The following is a 927-nucleotide window of genomic DNA, read 5'->3' on the forward strand; positions in this document are numbered from 1 at the left end:
CGCGTCTTCTTATGCGAAGTCCAGTAGTCGATCGGGCCGCCCCAGCAAAGGCAGGTTGCGCTTCTGGCAGAACAACGCGTCGACGACTACACATAAGCGCCGACTTCGCCTTATTCTTGCCGATGGCGATGGGGCGGATGGCGTTCTCGACCGGGTTGTTGTGTGTGCCTTGCTAAGTTTTTAGTTTCGTGTGATCATATTCCCCGTCGCAGCATGGCGTTGTTCCGAGCTAAAGCCGTGCTTGACGAGTTGATCGCCGGTTTGCCGCGGCGGTCGTCCCATCGGTTGCAGCAAATCGCATAAACTTCATTTCATGACCTCACGCATTCATCCCCAAGCCCGCACGACGCCGAAGATTCGACAAGAAATCAAGGACTCTGGCCTGTCCGACCGCGAGGCGGCCAAGGTCTTCAATATCACCCGTGCCACCGCCGCCAAGTGGCTCAAGCGCGACGACGTGCAAGACCGTTCGCACCGCGCCCACACGCTCCACACCACGCTGAGCGCGACGCAGGAGGCCATCGTGCTGTCACTGCGCCAGTCGCTCTATCTGCCGCTCGACGACCTGCTCTATATCACTCGGGAATACATCAACGCCGCCGTCTCGCGGGCAGGCATCGCCCGTCTGCTCAAGCGCGAAGGCATGTCGCGCCTGGAGGACATCATCCCGAAGGCAGAAGGCGAAACGCTCGCTCCCAAAAAGACCTTCAAGGACTATGAGCCGGGCTTCGTTCACGTTGACATCAAATACCTGCCACAGATGCCCGACGAGACCTCGCGGCGCTATCTGTTCGTGGCCATCGACCGCGCCACGCGCTGGGTGTTTTTGCATATTTATGGCGACATGACCGACAAAAGCAGCGTCGACTTCCTGCGCCGGTTGAAGATCGCCTCGCCCATCAAAATCACCAAGATCCTGACCGACAA

At 58.8% G+C, this 927-nt stretch carries 1 pseudogene; it reads left to right on the forward strand.

The window, feature by feature from the left end:
* Nucleotides 1-313: 313 nt before the first annotated feature.
* Nucleotides 314-927: pseudogene (locus tag ACP7BZ_RS22965) on the forward strand (IS481 family transposase); the annotation flags it as partial.

The organism is Massilia sp. PWRC2, assembly GCF_049896725.1.
Lineage (GTDB): Bacteria > Pseudomonadota > Gammaproteobacteria > Burkholderiales > Burkholderiaceae_D > JAFCUW01.